This is a genomic window from Sphaerisporangium sp. NPDC049003 (assembly GCF_043197795.1).
Lineage (GTDB): Bacteria > Actinomycetota > Actinomycetes > Streptosporangiales > Streptosporangiaceae > Sphaerisporangium.
Genome location: NZ_JBICTU010000017.1, coordinates 136,689 through 156,082 on the forward strand (window position 1 = coordinate 136,689; position 19,394 = coordinate 156,082).

The 19,394-nt window shown below is 71.2% G+C and carries 17 protein-coding genes; 7 read left to right on the top strand and 10 right to left on the bottom strand.

Annotated features, from left to right (window positions below; all coding sequences use genetic code 11):
• Positions 1-28 precede the first annotated feature (28 nt).
• Both ACGFIV_RS20140 and ACGFIV_RS20145 read right to left on the bottom strand, forming a co-directional pair.
• Positions 29-1,288 carry a cyclopropane-fatty-acyl-phospholipid synthase family protein gene (locus ACGFIV_RS20140; protein ID WP_358553063.1) on the bottom strand — a complete coding sequence of 420 codons (1,260 nt, stop codon included), beginning with the start codon at positions 1,286-1,288 and terminating at the stop codon, positions 29-31.
• A 13-nt stretch (positions 1,289-1,301) separates the two neighbouring features.
• The gene (locus ACGFIV_RS20145) at positions 1,302-2,684 is read right to left on the bottom strand and encodes an FAD-binding oxidoreductase (RefSeq protein WP_392836784.1); all 1,383 of its coding nucleotides are present in this window, start codon (positions 2,682-2,684) and stop codon (positions 1,302-1,304) included.
• A 246-nt stretch (positions 2,685-2,930) separates the two neighbouring features.
• Here ACGFIV_RS20145 and ACGFIV_RS20150 point away from each other — a divergent pair, with 246 nt between their 5' ends.
• Positions 2,931-4,088, top strand: coding sequence for a CaiB/BaiF CoA-transferase family protein (locus ACGFIV_RS20150; protein WP_358556947.1), 1,158 nt, complete (start codon positions 2,931-2,933; stop codon positions 4,086-4,088).
• Positions 4,089-4,142: 54 nt separating this feature from the next.
• Here ACGFIV_RS20150 and ACGFIV_RS20155 read toward each other — a convergent pair whose 3' ends face one another.
• A complete protein-coding gene (locus tag ACGFIV_RS20155) occupies positions 4,143-4,649 on the bottom strand; it encodes an effector binding domain-containing protein (protein ID WP_358556944.1) in 507 nt (168 codons plus the stop codon).
• Between the two features lie 185 nt (positions 4,650-4,834).
• Here ACGFIV_RS20155 and ACGFIV_RS20160 point away from each other — a divergent pair, with 185 nt between their 5' ends.
• The 5 genes from ACGFIV_RS20160 (at position 4,835) to ACGFIV_RS20180 (ending at position 11,872) form a co-directional block, all read left to right on the top strand.
• Positions 4,835-6,274, top strand: coding sequence for a GuaB1 family IMP dehydrogenase-related protein (locus ACGFIV_RS20160; RefSeq protein ID WP_358556941.1), 1,440 nt, complete (start codon positions 4,835-4,837; stop codon positions 6,272-6,274).
• A gap of 384 nt (positions 6,275-6,658) precedes the next feature.
• Positions 6,659-8,323 carry a general stress protein gene (locus ACGFIV_RS20165; protein ID WP_392836789.1) on the top strand — a complete coding sequence of 555 codons (1,665 nt, stop codon included), beginning with the start codon at positions 6,659-6,661 and terminating at the stop codon, positions 8,321-8,323.
• A gap of 279 nt (positions 8,324-8,602) precedes the next feature.
• On the top strand, positions 8,603-8,977 hold the full coding sequence (locus ACGFIV_RS20170) for an FKBP-type peptidyl-prolyl cis-trans isomerase (protein WP_358556935.1): 375 nt from the start codon (positions 8,603-8,605) through the stop codon (positions 8,975-8,977).
• Positions 8,978-9,261: 284 nt separating this feature from the next.
• Positions 9,262-10,800 (top strand): ATP-dependent DNA ligase, encoded by a 1,539-nt coding sequence (locus ACGFIV_RS20175; RefSeq protein ID WP_358556932.1) that lies wholly within the window; start codon positions 9,262-9,264, stop codon positions 10,798-10,800.
• A 298-nt stretch (positions 10,801-11,098) separates the two neighbouring features.
• A complete protein-coding gene (locus ACGFIV_RS20180; protein WP_392836793.1) occupies positions 11,099-11,872 on the top strand; it encodes a septal ring lytic transglycosylase RlpA family protein in 774 nt (257 codons plus the stop codon).
• Positions 11,873-11,962: 90 nt separating this feature from the next.
• Here the strand turns inward: ACGFIV_RS20180 and ACGFIV_RS20185 are convergent, their stop codons facing one another.
• A complete protein-coding gene (locus tag ACGFIV_RS20185) occupies positions 11,963-12,496 on the bottom strand; it encodes a DUF1707 and DUF4870 domain-containing protein (protein WP_358556926.1) in 534 nt (177 codons plus the stop codon).
• Between the two features lie 218 nt (positions 12,497-12,714).
• Between ACGFIV_RS20185 and ACGFIV_RS20190 the strand changes: the two genes are divergently transcribed.
• The gene (locus tag ACGFIV_RS20190; RefSeq protein WP_358556923.1) at positions 12,715-13,059 is read left to right on the top strand and encodes a hypothetical protein; all 345 of its coding nucleotides are present in this window, start codon (positions 12,715-12,717) and stop codon (positions 13,057-13,059) included.
• 71 nt (positions 13,060-13,130) lie between these two features.
• Here ACGFIV_RS20190 and ACGFIV_RS20195 read toward each other — a convergent pair whose 3' ends face one another.
• From ACGFIV_RS20195 to ACGFIV_RS20220, 6 genes are all read right to left on the bottom strand, one after another.
• Positions 13,131-14,213, bottom strand: a complete 1,083-nt coding sequence (locus ACGFIV_RS20195) for a DUF4192 domain-containing protein (protein ID WP_358556921.1) — start codon at positions 14,211-14,213, stop codon at positions 13,131-13,133.
• Positions 14,214-14,426: 213 nt separating this feature from the next.
• Complete coding sequence (locus ACGFIV_RS20200; protein WP_358556918.1) at positions 14,427-15,227, bottom strand: EI24 domain-containing protein; 801 nt, start codon at positions 15,225-15,227, stop codon at positions 14,427-14,429.
• A 40-nt stretch (positions 15,228-15,267) separates the two neighbouring features.
• A complete protein-coding gene (locus ACGFIV_RS20205) occupies positions 15,268-15,870 on the bottom strand; it encodes a nucleoside triphosphate pyrophosphatase (RefSeq protein WP_358556915.1) in 603 nt (200 codons plus the stop codon).
• 118 nt (positions 15,871-15,988) lie between these two features.
• On the bottom strand, positions 15,989-17,089 hold the full coding sequence (locus ACGFIV_RS20210) for a hypothetical protein (protein ID WP_392836799.1): 1,101 nt from the start codon (positions 17,087-17,089) through the stop codon (positions 15,989-15,991).
• Positions 17,090-17,220: 131 nt separating this feature from the next.
• Entirely contained in the window at positions 17,221-17,928 is a 708-nt protein-coding gene (locus ACGFIV_RS20215) for a peptidyl-tRNA hydrolase (RefSeq protein ID WP_358556909.1), read from the bottom strand.
• Positions 17,929-18,020: 92 nt separating this feature from the next.
• Entirely contained in the window at positions 18,021-19,379 is a 1,359-nt protein-coding gene (locus ACGFIV_RS20220) for an MFS transporter (protein WP_358556906.1), read from the bottom strand.
• Positions 19,380-19,394 lie beyond the last annotated feature (15 nt).

A 19,394-nucleotide genomic window follows, 5' to 3' on the forward strand; every position in this document is an offset into this window, starting at 1 on the left:
CGCACGTACGGTCGTGATCAGCTCACGGTCAGGGCCAGTCGCGCGAGGGACGCAGCGCGACGCCCGACACGCCCTCCTCGCCGAGCTTGACGCCGAGCACCTGGTGGAGCTGGACCTTGTTGCGCTCGAAGCCGACGACGCAACCGGCCATGTAGAGCCGCCACACGCGAGCGGTGCCCTGGCCGACCTCGGTGACCGCCTCGTCCCAGTGGGCGTCGAGGTTGGCGCACCACCCCTCCAGGGTCTTGGCGTAGTGCTCCCGGAGGTTCTCCTCGTGGCGGATCTCGAACCCGATGTCCTCCATCTCGCGGATGAGGTGGCCCACGGACTCCAGCTCGCCGTCGGGGAAGACGTAGCGGTTGATGAAGCCGCCCTTGTTGATGGTGCGCTCGGTGCCGGTGGGCCGGGTGATGCAGTGGTTGAGCAACCGCCCGCCCGGCTTGAGCTTGCCGTACAGGAAGCGGAAGTACCCGGGGAGCTGGTCCTTGCCGATGTGCTCGGTGAGGCCGATCGAGCTGACCGCGTCGAAGTCGCCCTCGGAGACGTCGCGGTAGTCGAGATGGCGGACCTCCGCCAGCTCCGACAGCCCCGCCTCGGCGATCGCCTTCTGGGCCCACTCGGCCTGCTGGCGCGACAGCGTGACCCCGAGGGCCTTCACGCCGTAGTGCTGCGCCGCGTGCATGACCATGCCGCCCCAGCCGCAGCCGACGTCGAGCAGGCGCATGCCCGGCTTGAGGGCGAGCTTCTTGGCGACGAGGTCGAACTTGGCGTACTGCGCCTCCTCCAGCGACGAGCCGTCCTCCGGGAACACGGCGCAGGTGTAGGCCATCGACGGGCCGAGCACCCACTCGTAGAACCGGTTGGAGACGTCGTAGTGGTGGTGGATCGCCTCGGCGTCACGCTGCTTGGCGTGACGGCTGCCGAGCCGCGCCAGCGCGCTCTGGCGGACCTCCTGCGGCGGCAGGGGCACCCGCATCAGCAGCGGCTTGACGCCGAGCGACCGCGCGACGGAGATCTTCTCCTTCATCGGCATGTCGTCCAGGGTGATCCGCGCCATCTCCGACAGCAGGGTGTACATGTCACCGTGCACGTCGATATGGCCTGCGATGTAGGCGCGCGCGAGCCCCATCTCCCCCGGAGACTGTGCCAGGTATGCCACCGCTATCGGGGACTTCACCTCGATGCGGACGGCGGCGTCCGACGGTCCGGCCTTGCTCCCGTCGTACGCGGCGAACTCGACGTTCGCCTCCGACCCAACGATCTTCTCGAAGATCTGGGCGAGTCTCATCGAACCAACCTCCTCAACGCCCCCGTACGCACTTGTCATAGAGGTCGAGCAGCCGCCCTCCGGGGTCGTACTCCCGTTTGACCGGCCAGTAGGCGTCGCCGTTGTAGAGACGCCAGAACTCCTCACGGGGGTAGAAAGATGTCGAATACAGGGACTTGTGGCCGCCGAGCTCGTGCACGGAGTTCTCGATGAGCCGGTTGTGGTACCCGTCGAACTGACCGCGCGGGAGGGCGACCATGCCCCAGAATCCGAAGTTCACGTAGAGCTTTCCCGGCTCCAGCGGGTAGACCGGCCACTCCCCGGTGGCCTTCAGCGGGCACATCCAGACCGGGGTCATGCCCACCTTGTCGTGGAAGAACGCAAGGAAGTCGGCGCCCCTCTCGACGGGCACCTCGACGTCCTGGATGACCGACTCCTGCACCGCGTTGTCGCGCCAGCGGTCGATGCGGGCGGTCACGCCGTACTTCTGGTCGAGCCCGACGAGCCTGCGGTAGACGTCCGACCGCAGCCAGCGCCTCGGCATCAGCGAGCGGACCAGCGGCTGCTGCACCCCGAACGCGCGGGAGCACCAGAACCAGTCGGTGTCCCAGCGCCAGAGGTAGTCGCGGACGGTCAGCCAGTCGCGGGTGCGGGTGCGGATCGACTGGTAGTAGATGCGCATCCCGGTGTAGTCGGACGCGTACGGCGCACGATCGGCGAACTGCCCCACCGTGATGTACATCTCGCCGGGGCTGAAGAACGTGCCGTCGATGAAGTCGATCTTCTCGCCGTCGTACTCCCCGCTGTCGCAGATCTCCTGCATGGCGAGCATGCACTTGTCCGCGTCGGAGAACGGGATGTGCGTCAGCCGCACGAAGGGCTGGACGGGCAGGAGCTTGATGCGCAGCCGCAGGGCGTAGCCGAGCGTGCCGTAGGAGTTCGGGAACGCCTTGAACAGGGCGCTGTGCTCGTTGTCGGCCCGGGCGACCACGATGCGGCCGTCGCCGGTGAGGATCTCCATCTCCTCGACCGACTCGTGCGGCAGCCCGTGCATGAAGCTCGACGACTCGATGCCGAGGCCGGTCACGGCCCCGCCCAGAGTGATCGTCTTCAGCTGCGGGACGACATACGGCATGAGGCCGGACGGCAGCGTGGCGTCCACCAGCCGCTCGTAGGTCGTCATACCCTGGACTTCGGCGGTCCGGGTCTCCGGGTCGACCTGGATGACCTTGTCGAGATCGCGCGCCGAAAGCTTGGCCGCCTTGCCTGGCTCGCGGAAGCGGAACAGGTTCGTCGTCGGCTTCGACAGCCGCGGGGAGGCCCCCTCCGGGAGGGCGGTGTAGGACTCCCTGATCTGCTCGACGGCCTTGCGATGGGCTGTCATCTGGGCGGTCGTCCTCACCGTGCGATCTGGCATGCCACCACCCCCTAGAACTAAGTGTGTGGAGATCGTCGCTAGAACGCTATCTCCTGAGATGACCACCGACCAGAGTAGACACGTTAAACCCGCGCAAACTCAGGACCCCCCTTCGACGCGCGGTTCAAGCAGGGGTTAGCGTCGTGTCCCAGGCGATCGGGGTCGGGCCCGGATCGCACGATACCAAGCGTTTGCTTCGCCCGCACGGTGCCGTCTATCGTCGACATCGCACCCGAGGAGACACCAATGAGCGACAACGGCGGCCCGGATCCGGAAGATCGCCCCAGGCGGGGCCCCCTGGCCGGGGTCCGCGTGCTGGAGCTGGCCGGGCTCGCGCCGGGGCCCTTCGCCGGCATGATGCTCGCCGACCACGGCGCGGAGGTCCTCCGGGTCGACCGGGTCGCCGCCGTGGCCAGATCCGGCGACCGCCCCCGCACGGACGTCATGGATCGCGGAAAGCGGACCATCGGGCTCGACCTGAAGTCGCCCGAGGGCGTCGCGGCGTTCAAGGAGCTGGCCGCGGGCGCCGACGTGGTGATCGAGGTGTTCCGTCCCGGCGTGGCCGAGCGGCTCGGCATCGGGCCCGACGATCTGCTGGCCGTCAACGAGCGGCTCGTCTACGGCCGGATGACCGGCTGGGGCCAGGACGGCCCGCTCGCGGCGACCGCCGGGCACGACATCGACTACATCGCGATCGCCGGCGTCCTGTCGATGCTCGGGCGCGAGGACGGCAAGCCCACTCCCCCGATCAACATCCTCGGCGACTTCGCGGGCGGCGGGCTGATGCTGGCCTACGGGGTGCTGCTCGCCCTGTTCGAGCGCGAGCGCACCGGCCGGGGCCAGGTGGTCGACGCCGCGATGGTGGACGGCGCGGCCATCCTGTTCGCGATGTTCTACCACAGCGCCCAGGCGGGACTGTGGGGCCCGCGCGGCACCAACCTGCTCGACACGGGCGCGCCGATGTACGACACGTACGAGACCGCCGACGGGCGCCACGTGGCGGTCGGGTCGCTGGAGCCGGCGTTCTGGGCCGAGCTGGTGAGCAAGACGGGCCTCACCGACCTGCCCGGCCGCGACGACCGCGCCAACTGGCCGGAGATCCGCGAGCGGCTCGCGGCGGCGTTCAGGTCGAAGACCCGCGCCGAGTGGGAGGAGATCTTCGACGGCTCTGACGCGTGCGTCTCGCCCGTCCTGGACATGGGCGAGGCGGCCCGGCACCCGCACAACACCGCGAGAGGCACGTTCGTCGAGGTCGGCGGCGTCACCCAGCCCGTGCCCGCGCCACGCCTGCTCGGCAGCGGGCGGGGCGACCTCGCCCAGGCGACCCGCCTGCACGACCTGTCGGCGTGGGGCCTGTCCGACGAGCGCGCCAAGGCGCTGCGCGAGGCGGGAGTCCTGGCCTGACACCGCCGCGCCGCTCGGTGCTCCCGGAGCGACGGCCGTGACGGGGGAGGCCGCCTACGCCTGGGCGCGGTCCCTGCCGGGACCGGCCGGGATGGGGTTGTGGCCGGGCAGGACCGCCAGGTAGAGATCGACGCCCGCGCGGTGGTGGACCTCCAGGTCGGTGGTGAAGGCCCGCGCGGGGACCCCGCCGCCCTCGGTGTGCCTCCACACCTGCTGCCATGCCTCGATCAACGCCTGCGGCATCGGGCCGTGCGCCTCGACCTTGAGCGACTGGACGGCCGGCACGCGGACGGCGACCATGCCCTCGGGCAGCCCCGCCGCCGTGCGGATCGCCACGCCGACGATCTGCGTGTAGGACCCCTGGTGACCGCTCTCGTAGTCGATAAGGACGGCGTAGAGGTTCTCGTCGACGCGCCCGGGGACGTGGGCGAAGGCTCCCGGCGCTCCCGCACGCGCCCAAAGGCCCGGCAGCTGCGCTCGCGACGGATCGGCCTCCGCCGCGTTGTTGGTGCGCATGGCGTAGCCGACGACGAGCACCTCGGGCCGTGCAACGATGATCATAGCGCCTCCAACTCCAGGGCCACCCGTCCGCTTGACTCGATCGCGCCGTCAATGTATCCGGACCGGACGATCGCCGTCTCGATCATCGCGCGTAAGGGGTGGCCGATGAGCTCAACCAAGGACATTCGACCCAGATGAGCTGGGGAATCCCATTGTTCCTCATGAATCGCATAGGCTGAGCCAACGTGCGATTCCTCAACGACCAGGCCCCGATCTACGACCTGACCTACAGCGACGTCTTCATGGTCCCGACGCGATCGGCCGTCGGGTCGCGGCTCACCGTCGACCTGTCGACCGGCGACGGCACGGGCACCACCATCCCCATCGTGGTCGCGAACATGACCGCGGTGGCCGGCCGCCGCATGGCCGAGACGATCGCCAGGCGCGGCGGCATCACCGTCATCCCGCAGGACATCCCCTTCGACGTCGTCGCCGAAGTGGTCGACTGGGTCAAGAAGCGCGATCTCGTCCACGACACCCCGATCACGCTGACCCCGCACGAGACCGTCGGGGAGGCGCTGAACCTCCTGCCCAAGCGGGCGCACGGGGCGGTCATCGTGGTCGACTGGGAGAACCGGCCGATCGGCGTCGTCACCGAGGCCGACTGCCACGGGGTCGACATGTTCACCCAGCTCTCCCAGGTGATGTCGGTCTCGCCCATGACCATCCCCGCGGGCACCGATCCCCGGGCGGCGTTCGAGATGCTGCACGACGGCCGGCACCGCCTCGCCCCCGTCGTCGACGGCGACGGGCGGCTGGTCGGGGTCCTCACCCGCACAGGCGCGCTGCGCGCCACGCTGTACGAGCCCGCCCTGGACGCCGGGGGCCGGTTGCGCGTCGCGGCCGCCGTCGGCATCAACGGCGACGTCGCCGCCAAGGCCAAGGAACTCCTGGACGCGGGGGTCGACTGCCTGGTCGTCGACACCGCGCACGGCCACCAGGAGAAGATGCTCTCCGTGCTGTCGGCCGTACGGGCGCTCTCGCCGAACGTCCCCGTGGCCGCCGGGAACGTCGTGACCGCGGCCGGGGTCCGCGACCTGGTCGAGGCGGGCGCCGACATCGTCAAGGTCGGGGTCGGGCCGGGCGCCATGTGCACCACGAGGATGATGACCGGCGTCGGACGGCCGCAGTTCTCCGCCGTCCTCGAATGTGCGGCCGAGGCCCGGGGTCTCGGCAGGCACGTGTGGGCCGACGGCGGCGTGCGCCACCCGCGCGACGTCGCACTCGCCCTCGCGGCCGGCGCGTCCAACGTGATGATCGGATCCTGGTTCGCCGGCACGTACGAGTCGCCCGGCGACGCCCACACCGACGCCAACGGACGCCGGTACAAGGAGAACTTCGGCATGGCCTCCGCGCGTGCCGTAAGGCTGCGCACCGCCGAGGACACGCCCTTCGACCGCGCCCGGAAGGCGCTGTTCGAGGAGGGCATCTCGACCTCGCGCATGTACCTCGACCCGGTCAGGCCGAGCGTCGAGGACCAGATCGACGCCATCGTCGCGGGTCTGCGCTCGTCACTCACCTACTCGGGCGCCACCACGCTGGAGGAGTTCCACGAGCGAGCCATCGTCGGCATCCAAAGCTCCTCCGGCTACTCGGAAGGCATGCCCCTCCACCAGAGCTGGTGACCCCGCCTCAAGGCCCGCCCTCCGACCGGCCCCGACACTTGCCACCGGGGCAATCGCCACCGGCCCTGACACCTGCCACCGCCCCCTGACAATTGCCACCGGCCCTGACACCGCCACCGCAGGACGCCCGCCGTTCCACCGAAGCCGGCATCCGCGTTCGCGACAGCCCACCCGAAGACACGACACTGCACCAGGACCATCTCAAGACACACCGCTAACCACAGTTCGCGATAAGTCACCTCCTCGGGGGACGCAGCTGCACCAGAATTGGGGCGGCCCGGCTCCTTGAGGCATGTCATCGCTCGGGAGCCGGTGAGAACCCGCCTCCCTCGGGTAGTGCGGAGCCGCAAATGAACCCTCTGACCGCGAAGGCGGAATCCCCCCATGATCGGTTCGTCACCCGGACTGGCCTCACCTCTCGCCGCTGACAGGCGACTGCTGGTCAGCTATGACAACTACCCGGCCGCGCAGCGTGCCGTCGACTCGCTCTCGGACTCCGGATATCCGGTCCACAACGTCGCCATCGTCGGAAGCGATCTGCGCCTTGAGGAGACGGTCACCGGACGGCTGACCAATGCGCGCGCCGCCCTCTCGGGGGCCATCAGCGGCGCGGTCTTCGGGCTCGTCGTCGGCCTGTTCCTCGGGCTGTTCACCACGACCACGGCCTCGTTCCTCGCGCTCGCCGTCTGGGCGGTGCTGTGGGGCGCCGTGATGGGCGCGGCCTTCGGGTTCGCGAGCCACGCGTTCAAGGGCGGCACCCGGGACTTCACCTCGCGCAGCGTGATCGTGGCCGGCCGGTACGACGTCCTGGTGCCCTCCGCCGCACTGGAGGAGGCCCTGGCCGTGCTGGAGGGCGGCACCCGTCCGGCCGACACGGTCGTGGTCGAACGCCCCCGAACCTCCCCCCTCCCCGGCCACGCTTCCCCGGCGACCCCCGGCCCGGCCCTCCCCGGCCTCGCTTCCCCGGCCGTCCCGGACTCCCCCTCCGGCGACACCCGGCCGACGGACGCCCCCGCCGGGGGCGCCCCGGCGACCGGGTCCGCGTCCACAAGCTCGACCGGTTCTCCGGAGACCGAGCCCCCTGCCACCGGTTTCCCGGAGACCGGGTCCCCGGCGACCGACCCCTCAGCGGCCGGTTCCTCGGCGGCGAGCTCGCCGGCGGCCGGCTCCCCGTCCACCGGTGGGACGACTTCGCCGGACGAGCATGTCGCGACCATGCCGTCCCTGGCGGAGGACGCCGTCAGGACGCCGCCCTCCGCCGAAGAGGCCGTCACCATGCCGGCTTCGGTGAGCGACCACGCCGTCACCATGCCTTCGCCCGCCGGCTCGGCCCGCCCGGCCGCCACCCGGGCCGAGGCCATGGAGGAGGCCACCATCGCCATCCCGCTGTCGACCGTACGAGCCGCCGCGGCACCCTCCGCACCCGAGCCCCTTGCCCCCGAGCCCTCCGCGAGCCCCTCGCCTGCCTCGTCCTCGACGACCTCGAAGGACTCCTCCGAACCCTCGCCGTCGGAGCCCTCCGCCTCCGACCCCGTGGTCACCGGACCCGCCTCCTCCGAAATCGTGAGCCCGGCTGCCGAGGCTGAGCCGGACGCCGCGCCCGATGTCGCGCCGGAGGCCGCCCCGTCGAAGCCGGCCAGGCGCACCACCGCCGCGCGGACGACGTCGACCGCCACCCGTACGAGCTCCACCACCACGCGCGCAAGCTCCGGCACCGCGCGCACGAGCTCCGGCACCGCGCGTACGAGCTCGGCCACCACGCGCGCCGGCTCTACGACCCCCCGGAAGACCACCCGTACGGCCAAGCCGAAGGTCGCCCCCTCGGAATCGCCGGAGGGCGCGCCCTCTGAGGCCCCGCTGACCGAGCCGGCGGCGCCCGGAGCCGAGGCGACTCCAAAGGCCGTCGCCCCGGCCAAGCCCGCCGGGGCGAGGCGCACGACGACGACCCGCTCCACCAAGGCCAAGGTCACCGCGCCGGAGCCGTCGACGGTCGAACCCGCCGACCCCACCCCGGCGACCACCAGCGAGGACACGTCCCCCAAGCCATGACCCGAGGCGTGCCGCGAGGGCGGTCGTGCCGTCCGGCCTGGAACAATGGGGGTGGCTCATGGGGATGGGACCGCGCGTCCCCCACCAGGACGCGGACGGTCTCAGGGGAAGGGCCCTCTCCCGGCACTCGCTTCGTCGAGTGATCGCGGAATGGGCCCTCGCCGCCCGTCCGCGGTCGAGACCCCGTAGAGTCGTGCGGTCGGCCGGAAGGCGGTCGGCGCCTGGTCCAGGCGCGCTCCATGCCACATCGGGGGCGCGCATTCTAATCAAGGAGAACACGTGGCACTCGAGAAGCCCGAGATCGACTTTCCGGAGGGCGACGCGCCGGCGGATCTCGAGATCGTTGACATCACCGTGGGAGACGGTGAGGAGGCCAAGGCGGGGCACATGGTGAACGTGCACTACGTCGGCGTCGCGTTCTCCACCGGTGAGGAGTTCGACGCGTCCTGGAACCGCGGCGACTCCTTCCAGTTCCCGCTTGGCGCCGGTCGCGTCATCGCCGGCTGGGACCAGGGTGTCGCGGGGATGCGCGTCGGCGGTCGTCGCCGGCTCACGATCCCGCCCCACCTCGGCTACGGCAACCGCGGGGCCGGCAACGCGATCAAGCCGGGTGAGACGCTGATCTTCGTGGTCGACCTCCTCGGCGTGAGCTGACCGCTCGCCCGTCCACCGGGGCCACCAGCCCTGACGCCGTGGAAGCCTCCGGCCCGTCGGCTCGCGCGGCACCGCGAGCTCTTCCGGCCCGGCGGCTCCCACGGCGACCCCCCACCGGCCGTACGACCCCGCCGCCGGCGCTTCGGTACCCCCGCCTCGATACGAGCCCTTTACGGGTACCACCGCCGTGATACGAGCCCTTTTGTGGGGACATCGGCGAAGTTCAGGGCTCATCTCGCCTATATCGCCACCTGCGGGAGCGTCCCCTCGGCTGAACTGGCACGATGAGACCTGTGTTGCTCATCGACCTCGCGCGCACCTCGGCTGCCGTCGCGGCCGACTCTGCCCGGCTCGCCAAGATCCGGCATCTCGCCGAGTTGCTGAGCAGGGTCCAGCCCGAGGAAGCGGAGATCGCCGTCGCGTACCTCTCGGGTGAGCTTCCCCAGCGGCAGATCGGCGTCGGCTGGCGAGGCCTGCAGGATCTCCCCGAGCCGCGCCAGATCGCCAGCGCCACTCTCAGCGAGGTGGACGATCTCCTCAGCCGCATAAAGGCCCAGGTGGGGGCGGGTTCCCAGGCTGCCAGGAAGCACCTGGTCGACGAGCTGTTCCGCTCGGCGACCCGCCAGGAGCAGTCCTTTCTCCTGCGCCTGCTAGGGGGCGAGCTGCGTCAAGGGGCGTTGAACGGGGTCATGATCGAGGCGGTCGCCAAGGCGGCCGGCACTCCCTCCGCGGAGGTGCGGCGTGCCCTGACCCTGCGCGGCTGGCTTCCCGCGGTGGGCGCCGCGGCGCTCACCGGCGGCGTCGAGGCCCTGCGCTCGTTCCACCTGGAGGTCGGCCGCCCCGTCTCTCCCATGCTGGCCCAGAGCGCCCCGAACATGACGGCGGCCCTGGCGAAGCTGGGCGGCGGCCCCGCGGCCCTGGAGTGGAAGCTCGACGGCGTGCGCGTCCAAACGCACCGCTCGGGTTCCGACGTCAGTGTGTTCACACGGACTCTGGACGACATCACGGCCCAGGTCCCGGAGCTGGTGGAGGCCGTGCTCGCCCTGCCCGTCGACGACCTGGTGCTCGACGGCGAGGTGATCGCCCTGCGTCCCGACGGCCGTCCCGAGCCCTTCCAGGTGACCGCGAGCCGGGTGGCCAGCAAGATCGACGTCGTACGGTCGCGCGCGACGACACCGCTGAGCGTGTTCTTCTTCGACGCGCTGCGCGTCGGCGGTACGGACCTGCTCGACCTTCCCGACAGCGAGCGGCACGCGGCACTGACGCGAGCCGTGCCCGCCGAGCTGCTGGCGCCGCGCCTCGTCACCGCCGACCCCGAGGAGGGCATGTCGTTCTTCGCCGACGTCCTCCGGCAGGGTCACGAGGGCGTGGTCGTGAAGTCCCCCGCCACGCCGTACGCGGCGGGACGGCGAGGGGCGGGCTGGATCAAGGTGAAGCCACGTCACACCCTCGACCTCGTCGTGCTGGCCGCCGAATGGGGGCACGGCCGGCGTCAGGGCAAGCTGTCGAACCTGCATCTCGGTGCGAGGGACCCCGAGTCGGGCGACTTCGTGATGCTGGGCAAGACGTTCAAGGGCCTCACCGACGAGTTGCTGGCCTGGCAGACCGAGCGGTTCCTCGCGCTCGCCGAAGGACCGAGCGACGAGTGGGTGGTCACGGTACGGCCGGAGATGGTGGTCGAAGTCGCCTTCGACGGGGTCCAGCGTTCCCCGCGCTACCCGGGCGGCGTGGCATTGAGGTTCGCCCGCGTCCTGCGCTACCGCCCCGACAAGCGCCCCGAAGAGGCCGACACCGTGCAGTCCGTCCGCGAGCTGCTCTTCTAACCCCCCGTCGACCACCCCGCCATTCCCACCCCGCCGCCCGGCCACCGAACACGACCAGGCGTTCCGCGGATCTCTGGCAGGAATCTGATCATCCGCGATGTGACTTACGTCACTTTGCGTGCCCTTTTACTGCCTTTACTTCCTGTTTGTCCGTTATGGTGCCTGGCATTACGTGATAGGTGATTTGCACCTTGATACGTAGTTGGGACGGCTGACAGGACCGGCTCGGTGGCTTCCCCCACGCTCGTCCGCACCCGCCGTCCCGCGTCCTTGCCCCCTATCTAGGACCGTGGTTCCCTTGGGCCTTCACGCCTCCTCCTCCCGCTGGTACGAGAAGACGGTTCCCCCGCTGAGGGCCGGTGCCCGGCGGCACCTGCGTTCCGCCCTCGCCGTCACCGCCGTGGTCGCCGCGGTGTCGGCGAGCGCCTGGATCGTCGTGGAGAGCGGCGACGACGCACCGGTCACCGCCGCGGCCGGTATCGGGACGGCCCGTCGTACGACCACCGCCACGGCCGCGGCGCATACGGCGAGCGGCACGGTCACCCCCTGGAACCCCCTCGCCTCGGCCGGCCCCTCGGCTTCCGGTTCCGCCACGGCCACGACCTCCGGAGCCGGGCCCCACGCCGCCGCCACTCAGAAACAGGCCGTCGGCCCCCCGGAAGTCGCGGAGCCCACCAAGGCGGCCGAGCCCGCGAGAACCGCCGAGCCCGCGAGAACCGCCGAGCCCACGAAGGCGGCCAAGCCGGTGAAGGCGGCGAAGAAGGCCACCGCCAAGAGCAGGGTGATCTCGTCGGGCACCTGCGGAGCGTCGTACTACGACGAGGGCCAGATGACGGCCAGCGGTGAGCGCTTCGACCCGGGCGCGATGACGGCGGCCCACAAGACCCTCCCCATGGGGAGCAAGGTGCGGGTGACCAACCCGCGAAACGGCAGGACCGTGACCGTCCGCATCAACGACCGCGGGCCGTTCGTGAGCGGCCGTTGCCTTGACCTGTCACGAGCCGCCTTCGACGCCATCGGCAGCCTCTCCACCGGTGCCATGACCGTGAAGTACGACGTGCTCGCCCGCTAGGAGCCGGTCCATGGGCGCACCAGGCAGAACGGGCCGCACCGAAACAACCCGGCAGGCCGTTCACTCAGCCGAGCGGCTGCGAGCGCCGGGTTACTTGACCGGGCGGAGGGTGAGCGGGTAGCGGAAGTGGGTGTCGCCGATCGCGGACACCGCGCCGATGATGCCGAGCACGAACGCGGCGATCCAGATGAACGGGATGAGGACGACCCCGATGACGGTGAAGGGCAACGCTAGCGTGGCGCCCATCATGGTCAGGTGGAAGTTGAGCGACTCCACCGCGTGCTGACGGATGTACGGCGAGGTCCTCCCCCCGGTCAGCAGCATGATCAGCGGCCCGACGAACGACAGCCCGCAGATCGGGAGCAGGTGCGCGGCGGCGGCGCCGAGCCGATCGCCGCCCGTCAGCGGCGCCGTGTGGTGCGGCCCCATCTGCGGGAGCGGTCGCGGCGCGTGGGGCAGGGGCCGCACGGGATACAGGTCGTGCATGATCGGCGCGAGATCGGCGTGGGTGCGTGCCGTCATCGCGAGGTGAATCCGCTCGTCGAACTCGTCCTTGTCGAGGCGGCCTTCGGTGTAGGCGACGGTGACGTGCTCGACCACCTGATCGCGATCCTGGTTGGTCACCCGAAGCTGAGGGTGAGGCGCCGGCCCCCACCCTCCGGTGGACGGTGTCGCCGGAGGTCTCGCTACCCCTGCCATCAGTGGCCGCACCTTTCGTCGTAATCGGTCGTCCTCCCATTCTCGAAGTTACGGCGAGTCTGGTCTATCCGGAACAACCCCGACCCGACCCGGATCTCGCCCGGAGGCGCCCAATTGTCGGTCGGCCCAGGTATACAAGGGATATGGGATGGCGGGATCGCTATGGAATTCGCCGGCTACGTGGCCGGAACATCGTCAGGTTCGACCGTGAGGCCAACGACGGCGACATCGAGGCGCTGATCGCCTTCGCGAAGTCCCGCCGGGGAGTCGAGTTCTACGTCGAGCCGGAGACCTTCGCCACCGACACGACCGCGGTCGCCGTCGCCCATGACGGCGAATGGACCCGCCGGAGGGTCGGCTCCCCCGCCGTCATCATCAAGGTCGCGAGGAACCTCGCCCTCCCTGTCTACGACGTCCAGCTCACCGGCTACCCGGGCAGGATGCGCGCCTACAACGAGCGCCGCAGGAACAGCCCGGCGCAAGATTGACATCCTCCCCGGCGTGAACGCCGGGGCCATCCCACCTCGTCGCGGGAGTGCTCACCGCTCTCCGCTCTCCGCTACCGGCTCAGGACGGTGTGGTCGTCGAGGAGGCCGAGCATCGGGTGGAGCCATTCCATGCGCGGTGGGCCCATGCTCGCGTCCAGTTCCTCCGGGGTCGGCATGCGGTGACGCAGGATCTCGGGGCTGACCAGTTGCCGCAGACCCTGCGCCAGAAGGTTCGCCATCGAGTACGAGGGGTCGGCGGCAAGGGCCCGTTCGACGGCGATGCCCGCGAGCGCGCAGTCGCCACGACGCCAGGCAGCGGCGCTCAGCAGTGACGCGACCGGGGGAACGAACGCGGGCTCCAGCCTGCGGGTGAGGTCGGCCCACAGGGCGACGTGGGTGTCCTGCGTGTCGTCGCCCATCAGGGTCCACGCCTCGTCGCGGATGCGGATCACGGCCAGGTCGACGCCGAGCCGGGCCGCCTCGTGGTCGGGCAACGGCCCCCGCGAGCCGAAGCCCTCGACCGATCGGCGCACCCGGGCCAGCCCCTCGGCGACGAACTCGGCGGGAACCTCCTCGGGCTTCGGGGTGCCGATGAGCCGCGAGCGCACCTGGGCGGCCACGAGCAGGGTCGCCTCGCGCATCGTGACCCGCGCCGCTCCCCTGGTGGGAGCCACCAACCACTCAAGGCTCTCGCGGTCGGGCAGGGCGACCAGGCCTCCGAGCGTGGCCTGCGCCGCGACCTGACCGGCCACCGGGTCGTACGGCCGCCCCTCGGGAGGGCAGCACTGGATCTGCCGGCAGACATAGGACCAGTAACGCGAGCCCTCGGCGCGGAGGGCTTCTATGACCTCGATGCCCGCGGGGCCGAGCAGTCGCCTGGCTTCGTCGACGGCCGGCGTCACGAGCGGCCCCTCGCCGAACCCGGCGAGAATCGTGTGCGTGACCTTCTCTCGCCGGAGCAACGGCACGAGCCTGTCGATCGCACCGGCCGGAAGTGGCAGGTCCCACCGCGTGGTGACGCGCAGCCTGCCACGCGCACCCCTGCCCGCGAAAGCGATGACGACGAGGCTGTCGACGGGATGGAAGCCCAGAAGATAGGGCACGGCCCCGAGGATGTCGTCGGGAGAGCTGAGGAGAATCGGTGAGGGCGTCATGGGCCGAAGCCTCGTGAACCCGCGACCGGCCGATTCCACCGAACGACGTCCTGTGGAAATCACATACGAGGACTTCCTATCAAACCGGCGGGCACGCGTCGGCGGCTGTCCATCCCTGAAGTGGGAAGACCGTCACCGTACCGCCCCACGACGGCCACCGGCCGAACGGAGGGATCCACAGGGCGAACCCCACGCGGGGCCAGCGATTCGGCCTCAGCGGTCGGAGGGGGCGGGGGCCGGGTGGTGGGGCGCGAGCCGTACGCGGACCATGATGGTGGCTCCGGCGACCGCCGCCGGCATGGCGAAGACGGCCCCGAAGGGGATCAGGAAGATCAGGAAGACCAGCACGCCGAACCCCAGGGACGGGGACTTGTCCGCGCGGAGGAGGGCGAAGCGCTGCTTGCGCGCGAGACCCCGGCGCTCCATGGCGAGCGCGGTCAGCTCCACGGTGAGGAAGAACCCCGAGACGGCCGCGCCCAGCACCGGCACCACGGTCTGCCCGACCACCGGGACGAACCCCAGGATGAACAGCGGGATGGTGAACATCAGCACGTACCCGAGAGTGATCAGGCTGTCCCGTACGGACCGGATGACGGACCGCCAGAAGGGGACGTCGGGGCCCTTGCGCACCTCGCCCATGCTCTCCTCGACGCGCTCGGAGAGTTTCTCGTAGAACGGGTCGCCGATCACCAGCGTGGCGGCGGTGAAGGTGATGACGGCCAGCACGAGGCCGAGCGCGAAGACGACGAGACCCAGCAGGACCCGCAGGGTGTCGCGGACGCCCGCGCTCCAGCCGTCCGCGAACGGGGTGGCCCAGGCCGCGAGGTCGCCCGCGTAGGTGCCGAGCAGCACCAGCGCGACGATGTAGAGGGCCAGCGCGATGAGGGCGGGGATGAGCCCGAAGAGCCACTGACGCGGGTTCCTGGCGACCCAGCCGAGCCCCTGGAAGAAGTATTTGATCCCGTCGGCGAAGCCACCGATCCCGCGGCGGATGGGCTGGCCCATGCTGTTCATGCCCGGCAGGCTAATGCCTTCCGCGAGGATCGTCGCAAGATCAGTGGAAAGATCCCTGTTTCCAGAGGGATGTCACGGGGACGCCCAGGTCGGCGAACAGCCGCCGGAGCAGGGGAAGCGAGATGCCGAGCACGTTGCCGTGGTCGCCCTCGATGCCGTCGACGAACCAGCCGCCGAGTCCGTCGAGGGTGAACGCGCCCGCCACCCGCAGCGGCTCGCCGCTGGCCGCGTAGGCGGCGATCTCCTCGTCGCTGGGCTCGCCGAAGCGCACCACCGTCGCCCCGACCTCGGACGCCATGGCCCCCGTCTCGGTGTCGATCACGCAGTGCCCGGTGAGGAGCCTGCCCGTACGGCCGCGCATCGACCGCCAGCGCGCCACGGCCTCCTCGGCCGAGCGGGGCTTGCCGTACGCCTGGCCGTCGAACTCAAGGATGGAGTCGCAGCCGATGACGAGACCCGTGGTGAGGACCTCCGCCACGACCGAAGCCTTGGCGCGGGCCAGAACCAGGCAGAGCTCGGCGGGTGACCCGGCGGTCACGGCGTCCTCGTCGACACCGCTGACGACGACGGTGGGGTCGAGGCCCGCGCTGCGCAGGAGCGCGAGCCGGGCGGGCGAGGAGGAGGCGAGGACGATCTCGGTCATGTCATCCGAGCCTAGAGGAACCCGGGGACCCGTACGCCCGGGAAAGGACGGACGCCCCTCGCCCGAGCGCCCCGGTCACGCCCCGAAGCCGGGGACCGGCCGAGCGTCCAGGAGGGCCCTACAGGGCACGCACGCTGGACATCACGGTGTTGATGTCCGCCCAGCGCTTCTTCTGGGCGTCGGGGATCGTGATGAAGACCAGGGCCGGCTTGGAGGAGGAGACCTCCACCAGGGCGACCGCCGCCGTCGACACGTGCTTCTTGCCACCGGCCTTGTAGCTCACGCGGTACCCGAGCAGCCAGCCCTTCTGCTTGCCCGCCTTGATCGGCTGTGAGGCCGTCCACGTGATCTTCGAGCCCACCGGATGGTAGTTCAGGGTCCAGCGCGCCGCGAGGAAGGCGGTGTCCTTGAGGTCCTCCTGGACCGCGATCGGCACCGGGCACGACGCCAGCAGTGCCCGGTGTCCCGCCCCCTTGACCGCGGGAAGCGTGCGCCGCGTGGAGAACGGCGAGGACTTGGTGAGCTTCCACGCCTTGGTGAAGCGCGTGAACGTGACGCCGGACCGCCGGTCCTTCACCCGCCCCTTCGCCGGGGCGGCACGCCCGCGGAAGTCGGCGAGCTTCCGGTCTGCGGGCAGCGGCGGGACGCGCGGGTCCGCCTGGGCCGTGGCGAGCGCGCTGCTGCCGGGCGTGGGCACCGGCGACGCCGAGCCCTGCGCGGAGACCTCGGAGGGCCCCGAGGCCGAGGCGGGCACCGACGGGACGACCGCCGCCGACCCGGAGACCGACGGCACCGAAGACGCCCCGGAAGCGGAGAGCGACGGCATCGAAGACGCCCCGGAAGCGGAGAGCGCGGACGGCTCCGCCGAGACCGGAGGAGCCTCGGACGCGCCGGACGAGGGCGCGGGCAGCGTGGCCAGGGGCTCCCCTCCGGTGGGTCCCGCGGCGCTCGGCGTGCCCTTGTGCGAGCCCGTCGCGAAGAAGACGACGCCCGCCGTCACGACGGCGAGTACGGCGAGGGCGGAGGCGACGCCGCGGTAGATGACACGCATCGGCAGGTCGCCCAGCCTGGAGATCAGGGAGCGCTTGACGGGCGGTGGCGTTGGAAGAGGAGGAGGCTCCTCGGCCGTGATCTTGGGCAGCGGCGCGGTCTCCGCGTCCGCTGTCACATACGTTGGGACGGCCTTGGTCCCGTAGTTCCCACCCACCCCATTTGGCACGATCGGAGCGTACGGCAAATCCCCCATGCGCGTCTGAGTTCCCGATCACACTTCGGGAACGGAGTGCCTGCCGCACAGGGGTTCGCGTACGCTCTGACCTCCGCGTTCGCCCCCCGGTCAATGGCCTCGCCCTACCGCGGCGGATTGCGCAGCGGCCCCCATCCGGCCGGGCGGTGGCCGCCCGCCCGCAGCCACGGCGCGTCCGCGACGACCGTGCGGGAACCCGGCTCGATCTCGGTGAACCCCGCGTCGCGGACGACGGGAAGCCCGCTGTCCACCAGCGCCGCCCACCGGCGCGGCCCGGCGGTCCGTACGGCGACCGGCAGCCCCTCGGCGTGCCACGCGGCACGGGTGGGCTCGTCGGTGCCCCACCAGGCGAGCTGCACCGCGTGACCGGCCTGGGCCATGGCCTTGCCCGCGGACATGTCCAGCGACGGGTTGAGCCACAGCACCGCCGCGCCGGGCGGGGGCGGCTCCGGCGGCCCGGTGTCGTTCAGGTCGGTGCCGGAGACCTGGAGCCGGGACAGCTCCTTCGGCCAGGCGTCGAGCGGGATCGGCGGGTGAACGCGCACCTCGGCCGACCGCACCGCGACCGTGATCCCGGGCAGCTCCTCCACGCGCCGCCACTCGACGCCCCTGGCCCTGCGCACCACTTTCCTGATGCCGATGGTCTCCCACGCCTGGACGGACTCCGCCCACTCGCCGCTCACCGCGCGCTCGTCGGTCAGCAGGGTCAGCACGGCGAGCGCCGCCGCCTCCAGGGCGTCGGTGCGCTCGGGCGGATCGGCGCGCTCGATGCGGACGACAAGGGGAAGCACTCTTTGGTCTGGCCGGCTCACGTCCCAAGGATCTCAGCCCCGCCGCACACCGGTCCGGCCCGTCCGCCCTTTGGGACGCACCACCGTCACACTCGCGCCCGTACGCGCGGACCTCATCCCACGGTGGCCACCGGTTCCGCCGGGGAACCGGTGCCCGCGCGCGCCCCGCCGTCGCGGGTCACCCTCAGGGACATGATGGCGGCGAGGACGCAGAGCAGGCCGGCCCCGTACCAGGCCGCGTCGTAGTGGCCGAGGTGGTCGCGGGTCACGCCGGCCGCCACCGCCGCGATGGCCGCGCCGACCTGGTGGGAGGCGAACACCCAGCCGAACACCACGGCGCCGTCGGGGCCGTGGAGCGTGCGGCACAGCGCCACGGTCGGCGGCACGGTGGCGACCCAGTCGAGGCCGTAGAAGATGATGAAGATCAGCATGCTGGGCTCGGCCGTCGCCGCGAACAGGGTGGGCAGGATCAGCAGCGAGGCGCCGCGCAGCGCGTAGTAGGCCCCCAGCAGCAGCCTCGGGTCGACCCGGTCGCTGAGCCAGCCGGAGAAGACGGTCCCGGCCACGTCGAAGACGCCGATGAGCGCGAGCAGGCCCGCCGCGGTGGTCTGGGGCATGCCGTGGTCGTGCGCCGCGGGGATGAAGTGGGTGCCCACCAGGCCGTTGGTGCTCGCGCCGCAGATGGCGAAGCCTCCCACGAGGAACCAGAACGACCGGGTGCGCGCCGCCGACCTCAGCACGGTCACCGCCCGCACCGCCGCCCCTCCCTTGCGCGCCACGGGCGCCGTACGCCCCCCAACGCCTCCGGCTCCGGGAGCCTCCGCGGCACCGGCCGCGGGGACGGGTTCGGCTCCGAGTGCGGTCAGGCCGACGTCCTGCGGGTGGTCGCGCAGCAGGAACCAGACCAGCGGCACGACCGTCAGCGCGGCCCCGGCGACCACCAGCGCGGCCGCCCGCCATCCCGGTCCCTCGGCGATCCAGGCCAGCGCGGGCAGGAAGACGAGCTGGCCCGCCGCTCCTCCGGCCGTGAGCACTCCGGTGACCAAGCCCCGGTGCCGTACGAACCACCGGTCGGTGACCGTGGCGACGAAGACCAGTGCCATCGACCCGGTGCCGAGCCCGACCAGGACGCCCCAGCACGCGACGAGCTGCCAGCTCGCCGTCATGAACACCGTGAGCCCGCTGCCGAGGGCGACGAGCAGCAGCGCGGAGGCGACGACGCGGCGCATGCCCAGACGGTCCATCAGCGCCGCGGCGAACGGCGCGGTGAGGCCGTACAGCATCAGGTTCACCGAGACGGCGAGCGAGATCGTCCCCCGCGTCCAGCCGAACTCCTCCTCAAGCGGGGTGATGAGGACTCCGGGCGTGGCCCGGAACCCCGCGGCTCCCACGATCGCGACGAAGGCGACTCCCGCCACCACCCAGGCCCGGTGCGGTCGCCGCCTCCGCTTCACATCCATCGTCAGCGTCATGCCGACAATGATGGA

Bases quoted from the DNA above. Each gene is read 5' to 3' on its own strand.
- ACGFIV_RS20140 (WP_358553063.1), bottom strand. From the start codon at position 1,288: ATGAGACTCGCCCAGATCTTCGAGAAGATCGTTGGGTCGGAGGCGAAC.
- ACGFIV_RS20190 (WP_358556923.1), top strand. From the start codon at position 12,715: ATGGGATGGCGGGATCGCTATGGAATTCGCCGGCTACGTGGCCGGAAC.
- ACGFIV_RS20165 (WP_392836789.1), top strand. From the start codon at position 6,659: ATGATCGGTTCGTCACCCGGACTGGCCTCACCTCTCGCCGCTGACAGG.
- ACGFIV_RS20205 (WP_358556915.1), bottom strand. From the start codon at position 15,870: ATGACCGAGATCGTCCTCGCCTCCTCCTCGCCCGCCCGGCTCGCGCTC.
- ACGFIV_RS20150 (WP_358556947.1), top strand. From the start codon at position 2,931: ATGAGCGACAACGGCGGCCCGGATCCGGAAGATCGCCCCAGGCGGGGC.
- ACGFIV_RS20145 (WP_392836784.1), bottom strand. From the start codon at position 2,684: ATGCCAGATCGCACGGTGAGGACGACCGCCCAGATGACAGCCCATCGC.
- ACGFIV_RS20195 (WP_358556921.1), bottom strand. From the start codon at position 14,213: ATGACGCCCTCACCGATTCTCCTCAGCTCTCCCGACGACATCCTCGGG.
- ACGFIV_RS20200 (WP_358556918.1), bottom strand. From the start codon at position 15,227: ATGAACAGCATGGGCCAGCCCATCCGCCGCGGGATCGGTGGCTTCGCC.
- ACGFIV_RS20220 (WP_358556906.1), bottom strand. From the start codon at position 19,379: ATGACGCTGACGATGGATGTGAAGCGGAGGCGGCGACCGCACCGGGCC.
- ACGFIV_RS20155 (WP_358556944.1), bottom strand. From the start codon at position 4,649: ATGATCATCGTTGCACGGCCCGAGGTGCTCGTCGTCGGCTACGCCATG.
- ACGFIV_RS20175 (WP_358556932.1), top strand. From the start codon at position 9,262: ATGAGACCTGTGTTGCTCATCGACCTCGCGCGCACCTCGGCTGCCGTC.